General features: G+C 71.1%; 4 protein-coding genes. All 4 read left to right on the forward strand.

Annotated features, from left to right (window positions below; all coding sequences use genetic code 11):
* Positions 1-89 precede the first annotated feature (89 nt).
* On the forward strand, positions 90-3,335 hold the full coding sequence (locus DB30_RS39755; protein ID WP_052559230.1) for an alpha/beta fold hydrolase: 3,246 nt from the start codon (positions 90-92) through the stop codon (positions 3,333-3,335).
* A 4-nt stretch (positions 3,336-3,339) separates the two neighbouring features.
* Positions 3,340-4,143 carry a thioesterase II family protein gene (locus DB30_RS39760; protein ID WP_052559232.1) on the forward strand — a complete coding sequence of 268 codons (804 nt, stop codon included), beginning with the start codon at positions 3,340-3,342 and terminating at the stop codon, positions 4,141-4,143.
* Positions 4,136-5,308: an acyl-CoA dehydrogenase family protein gene (locus tag DB30_RS39765; RefSeq protein ID WP_052559235.1), complete on the forward strand. Its 1,173-nt coding sequence runs from the start codon at positions 4,136-4,138 to the stop codon at positions 5,306-5,308. The genes DB30_RS39760 and DB30_RS39765 overlap by 8 nt, the downstream gene beginning before the upstream one ends.
* Positions 5,308-6,232 (forward strand): ACP S-malonyltransferase (gene fabD, locus DB30_RS39770; protein ID WP_205633181.1); only part of this gene is annotated, 925 nt, incomplete at its 3' end. The genes DB30_RS39765 and fabD, both read left to right, overlap by 1 nt.

Below are 6,232 nucleotides of genomic sequence, written 5' to 3' on the forward strand. Positions count from 1 at the left end.
GAGCGTGGTGAACTTGAAGTCGGTGGTGTCGCGTCGCTGCGAGCGCTTGCCGACCGGCTTCGGGTGGCCTCGCGGCTGCCCGCGCGCTCGTGCTCGCCGCGCTCGACGAAGTGCTCGAGGTCCCCGCGCAGCGTGTCGATCCCAACGCGCGCTTCGACGTGTACGGCGTCGACTCGATCTCCGCAGTGGAGATGTCGCGGGTGCTCTCGCGCGAGCTCGGGGTGGTCCCCAACACGCTGTTCCTCGAGTATCCCAGCGTCCACGAGCTCGCCGAGTACCTGGCGCACCACTACGCCGAAGCGTTCCCGGCTCCCGCGACGCCGCCAGCCCCAAGCCCGCAGCGCCCAGCCTACGCCGCCGCCTCGGCGCCCGTCGCCCGCTCGGCGCCGCCAGCCTTCGCCTCGCCAGGCAGCAGCGAACCCGTGGCGATCATCGGCATGGCGGGACGGTTCCCCGGCGCCCCCACGCTCCCGGCGTTTTGGGAGCTGCTGCGCGCGGGCGACTCGGGCATCACGCAGGTCCCGGCCGCGCGCTGGGACTGGCGAACCCACGTCGACGATGGCGGCAGCCGCTACGGGGGCTTCCTCGCCCACGTCGATCACTTTGACCACGCGCTGTTTGGCCTGTCGCTGGCCGAGGCCCAGGCCATGGATCCGAGCGAGCGACTGTTCCTCGAGCTGGCCTGGGAGACCTTCGAGCACGCCGGCTATCCACGCGGGCGTCGGGTCGCAGCGCAGCGGGGTCGCGGCCAGGGCATCGCCGTGTTCGCCGGCTGCATGTACCGCCAGTACGCCGACCTCGCCACCGACGCGCGCACGCGCGGGCTGCTGTCGTCGGGCTCGCACTGGTCGATGGCCAACCGCGTCTCGTGGTGCTTTGATCTGCGCGGCCCCAGCCTCGCGCTGGACAACGCCTGCGCCGCTGGGCTCACCGCGATCGATCTGGCCTGCCAGGCGCTGGCCCGGCGAGACTGCGGCATGGCGCTGGTTGGCGCCGCCAACTTGAGCCTCAGCCCGCACAAGTACGCCGCCCTCGATCTCATGGGCTTGACCAGCAAGGGCGCGCGCCCGCGCTTGTTTGGTGGCGGAGACGGATTCGTCCCGGGAGAGGGCGTCGCCAGCTTGTTGCTCAAGCCGCTCGGCCAGGCCCAGCTCGACGGCGACCGCGTGCTCGCCCTGGTTCGCGGCAGCGCGGGCAGCCACGGCGGGCACACGGCGGGCTTCTCGATCCCCGACGTCGCCGGCCTCGCGGACGCGGCCCAGCTCGCCCTCGATCGCGCGGGCTTGGCTCCCGAGCAGCTCGACTATCTCGAGCTCGCCGCCAACGGCTCGTCGATCGCCGACGCCATCGAACAGCGCGCCCTGGCCCGGGTGTTTGCGCCCGGCCGCGCGCCGCTCCCGGTTGGCTCGAGCAAAGCCAACATCGGTCACCTCGAGGCGGCCTCGGGTCTCGCCCAGGTCATCAAGGTTGTCATGCAGCTGCGCCAGCGCGTGCTGGTGCCTTCGCTGGCCCGCGGCGCCGAGTCGACCCCCGTGGATCCGCGCTTCGCCCTGATCGACGCGCCCGCGCCGTGGACCGCCCGCGCGAACGCTGCCCCGCTGCGCGCAGGGGTCCAAGGCTTTGGCGCGGGTGGGTCCAACGCCTTTGTCGTGCTCGAGGCGGCGCCGGACGAGGGCGCGGACCCGGCCGTCGATCTTGCGGTCGCGGGCCCGCACTCGTTTTGGTTCTCGGCGCTCACGACCGATCGCCTGTGTGCGTGGGTAACGGCCGTCATCGAGTTCATCGAAGCCGAGCGCCCGCGCCCGCACGATCTCGCCCACACCCTTCGCGTCGCGCGAGAGCGGCTCCCCGAGCGCCTGGCGGTCATCGCCGATGACTGCCCAACCCTCGTCGAAGTGCTGCGCGCCTGGCTGATCGCGGAGCGCGACCACGCCCCCGAACACGGCGAGCAAGCGAGCTGTCCCGGGGCCGTGCGCGGCCGCGTTGGCCCCCGGGATCCCGCGCTCGCGGGCCCCGAGGCGGACGACTTCTTGCGCGCCCTGAGCCACAACCACCGCCACGTCGAGCTCGCGCACTTGTGGGTCCGCGGCGTCGAGGTGAGCGAGGTGAGCGAGCCCGCCGCTGCGCCAGCGCCCGCGCAGCTGCTCGAGCTCCCGGCCTATCCCTTCGCGCCCACCGTGTGCTGGTTGGCGGCCCCGCCCGAGCCGCACAGCGCCGGGCTCACGCCGCGCGCGGTCGTGACGAACCTGCTCGCCGAGCTGCTCGAGCTCGATCCCCACAGCGTCGAGCTCGACCGCTCGCTGGCGGACTACGGCGTCAGCTCCATGCTCGGCTCGTTCTTGCTCGCAGGTATCCGCCAGCGGCTTGGCGCGCGCCTGCCCGTCGCGGCGCTGCGCGAGGCCGCGAGCGTCAGCGAGTTGATCAGCCGGGTCGAGGCCACGCTCGCCGGCTCGTCGCCGGACGCGGAGTCCGAGGACTTGCCCCAAGGTCTGATCCAGCTGCGCGCCGACAACACCGACCACGCCGACCACGCCGACGTGGCCAGCTTCTGGATCCACGGCGCGCCCGGCTTCGCCTTCGTGTTTCGCGATCTGCCCGACCTGCTCGGCGACCGGGGCCCCGTGTACGCGTTCGAGGCCCGCGGCGTCGACGGCATCGCGCCGCCCTTCACCGACCTCGACCACCAGATCTCGCACTACCTCGAGCTGCTCACCCGCGTGCGCCCCCATGGCCCCTACTTGCTCGGCGGCTACTCGCTCGGCGGCGTGCTCGCGCTCGAGCTCGCGCGACGGCTGCGGGCGCGCGGTGAGGTGATCACCGGCGTCGTCATGTTCGACACCCTGACCGCCGACGCCGAAGGACTCGAGCTGGACCTCGACGGCCCCACCTGGCGGCGGCTGATCGCCGACATGTTCCTGGTCGACGCCACCCTGCCAGCCGACGCCCTCGACGGCGTCCCCGTCGACCTTCACGACAGCCACCTCGCCCGGCTGCTCGTCGAGACCGGGCGAACCATCGTCCCCCCGCGCGAGGTCTACCGCTACCTGCGGGGGGCCTTCTCGGTCTGCATCCACCACGGTGAGGCCCTGCGTCGGTGGACCCCGGCCGCGATCGAAGGCGTCGATCTGCTCTACTTCCGCGCCGGCCTTGGGGCCGACGGTGCCCCCCGCTCGAGCGCCAAGGCCAACACCGCGATCGAGACCTGGCAGCGCTTCGTCGATCGTCCGATCCGGGTCGTCGATCTGCCCGCTACCCACTTCGAGTTGCTTCGCCCTGCGCACCACGAGCGGATCCGCGTCGAGCTCGAGCGCCTCTCGAAGCCCATGATCCCATGATCCCATGACTACCCCGCGCCCACCCACGAGCTCGAGCCCTTGGCTCGTCACCCATCATCCGCGCCCGCGCGCGCGCGTGCGCCTGTTTTGTATCCCCTTCGCTGGCGGCGCGGCCTCGGTGTTCCGGACCTGGGGCGACGCCTTGCCTGCGGACATCGAGGTCTGCGCCGTGCAGCTGCCCGGCCGCGAGCGAAGGCTGCGAGAGCCGCTGTACCAGGCAATGCAACCGCTCGCGCGGGCCTTGGTCGACGCCGTTGGCCCCAGCCTCGATCGACCCTTCGCGATCTTCGGGCACAGCCTTGGCGCCTGCGTCGGCTTCGAGCTCGCTCGGCAGCTCCGCCGCCTCTACGGTCGCGAGCCCGAGCACATGTTCGCCTCGGCCCGTCGGGCCCCCCACATTCGTGATCCCGCGCCGCTGCACGAGCTGCCCGAGCCCGAGCTGATCGCGGCCCTGCGGCGGATGGGCGGGACCCCCGAGTCGGTCCTGCGCGACCCCGAGTTCGTCCGCATCTTCATGCCGATCCTGCGGGCCGATCTAGCGGTCGCAGAGACCTACCTGTGCCCGTCCGGCCCGCCGCTGCGCTGCCCCCTGACGATGCTGCGTGCCGACGCCGACCCGATGGTGTCGAAGCTCGAAGCGCTCGGCTGGCGCGAGCACACCAGCGGCCCGTTCACCATGCGCACGCTGTCCGCTGGCCACCTGTTCCTCGCCAGCCACCAGACCCAGATCCTCGACCTCATCGCTGCTTCGCTCTCGACCTCGACCTCGCCCTCGACCTCCTTCGATCGGGCTCCCTCCAATGGCTGAACCTCTCGCAGACAAGATCGCCGCGTTTGTACGCGACCGGGTGCTGGGCAACGAGACCCTGCTCGACTCGCTGCCCAAGGCCCCGCCCCAGCTCTACACCGAGTTTGGTGAGCGCGGCTTCGACAATTGGTGGATTCCCAAGCGCTACGGCGGCCGCGGGCTCTCGCTGGCCGCGAGCGTGCCGATCGTAGAAGCGCTCGCGTACGGCGACGCGGGCCTGGCCCTGTCGCTGTTCATCGGGGTGATCGGCTCGACGGTCATCGACCTGTTTGGGAGCGAGGCCCACAAGCAGCGGTTCTTGGGCGCCATGGCCGGCCAAGGGGCGACCGCCGCGACCCTCGGCAGCGAGCTGATCGCCGGCAGCGAGCTGCTCAACCTCGCAACCACGGCCCGCCGCGAGGGCGACGAGTGGGTGCTCGATGGCGACAAGTCCTTCTCGACCAACGCCGGGTTCGCCGACCACTGGATGGTCATCGCCAAGGACGCCGAGACCCAGGAGTTCCGGGCGTTTCTCGTCGCCAAGCCCACGATCGCGGCTGGCGTCGAGATCCAGCGACGTTGGCCGATGATCGGCGTGCGTGGATCGGCGACCTACCAGATCCGCCTGCGGGGCTGCCGAATCCCACTCGACGCCGTGCTCGACGGCAACGGCGTGCGCCTGCTCGAGATCGGCCTCAACCCCAGCCGCACGCTGATCGCCGCCACGGGGATCGGCATCGCGCGACGGATCCGCGACACCTGCATGGACTACGCCGCCAACAAACACATCAAGGGTGAGCCGCTCAGCGCCAACGCGGTGTTCGCCGCCAAGCTCGGGCAGATGCAGATCGACATCCACACCATGCGCAGCGTGTGCATGACCGCCGCGCGAGAATTCGACGCCCTGCGCGAGGGCCCCGACGCCGCCTCGCAGCTCACGGCCCGCGGCTCCCTCGAGTCAACGGTCGCCGCCAAGGTCGTCTGCGGTCAGCTTGGCTGGCGGATCGCCGGGGTCGGCTCCGAGATGTTTGGCGGGCTTGGCTACACCGAGGACTCGCTGATCGGCAAGCTCGTCCGAGACATGCGCTACGTGTCCGTGGTCGAAGGTGGCGAAGATGTCTTGCGCGACTTTGTCTACTACCGCCACGTGCTCCCGGACGCGCTGCGAAGGGGAGCGTCGGACTGATGCGCGCCGTCGTGTTTCCAGGTCAGGGCGCCCAGCGGCGCGGGGTTGGCAGCGAGCACTTCGCCCGCTACCCCGAGCTCGTCGCCACCGCGGACGAGCTGCTTGGCTACTCGGTCCAGCGCCTGTGCATCGAGGATCCCGAGCGGCAGCTCAACCGCACGCTCTACACCCAACCGGCGATGTTTGTCGTCAACGCCATGCACTGGCTCGACGCCCGCGCGCGCGGGTGCTCACCCGCGATGTTCGCCGGTCACAGCCTGGGCGAATACAACGCCCTGTGGGCCGCGGGCGCGTTCGACTTCGAGACCGGCCTGCGCCTGGTCCAGCGCCGCGCCGAGCTGATGGATCGCGCCGCCGATGGCGGCATGGCGGCGGTCCTCGGGATCCCGGCCGAAGCCGTCGCGCGGGTCTTGCAAGCCAGCGACGCGCAGGCCGTTGACATCGCCAACCTCAACGGGCCCACGCAGATCGTGATCTCTGGACCTCAGGCCGAGATCATGCGGCTCAAGCCGATCTTCGAGGCCCAGCCGATCCGCGCCTACGCGATCCTCAACGTCAGCGCCGCCTTCCACTCGCGGGCCATGCTCCCGGCCCAGCGCGAGTTCACGTCGTTCCTCGCCGGCTTCGAGCTGGGCCCGCTGACGACCCCCGTGATCGCCAACTTCAGCGCGCGCCCCTACGGCGCTGACAACATCGCCGAGCTGCTTGGCCAGCAGATCGCCGGCCCCGTGCGCTGGGTCGAGTCCGTCGCCCACATGATCGAGCAGGGCGTGAGCGAGTTCATCGAGTGTGGTCCAGGCGACGTCCTCACCAAGATGATCCGACAGATTCGCGCCGAGCGTCCCGAACTCGCCGCTGCCAGCCAAGCGCCAGTCCCCGATGTCCGCCCGACCCCCGCGCCGCCCGAGCCCGCGCCGATGCTCA

This window comes from Enhygromyxa salina (genome assembly GCF_000737335.2).
Lineage (GTDB): Bacteria > Myxococcota_A > Polyangia > Nannocystales > Nannocystaceae > Plesiocystis > Plesiocystis salina_C.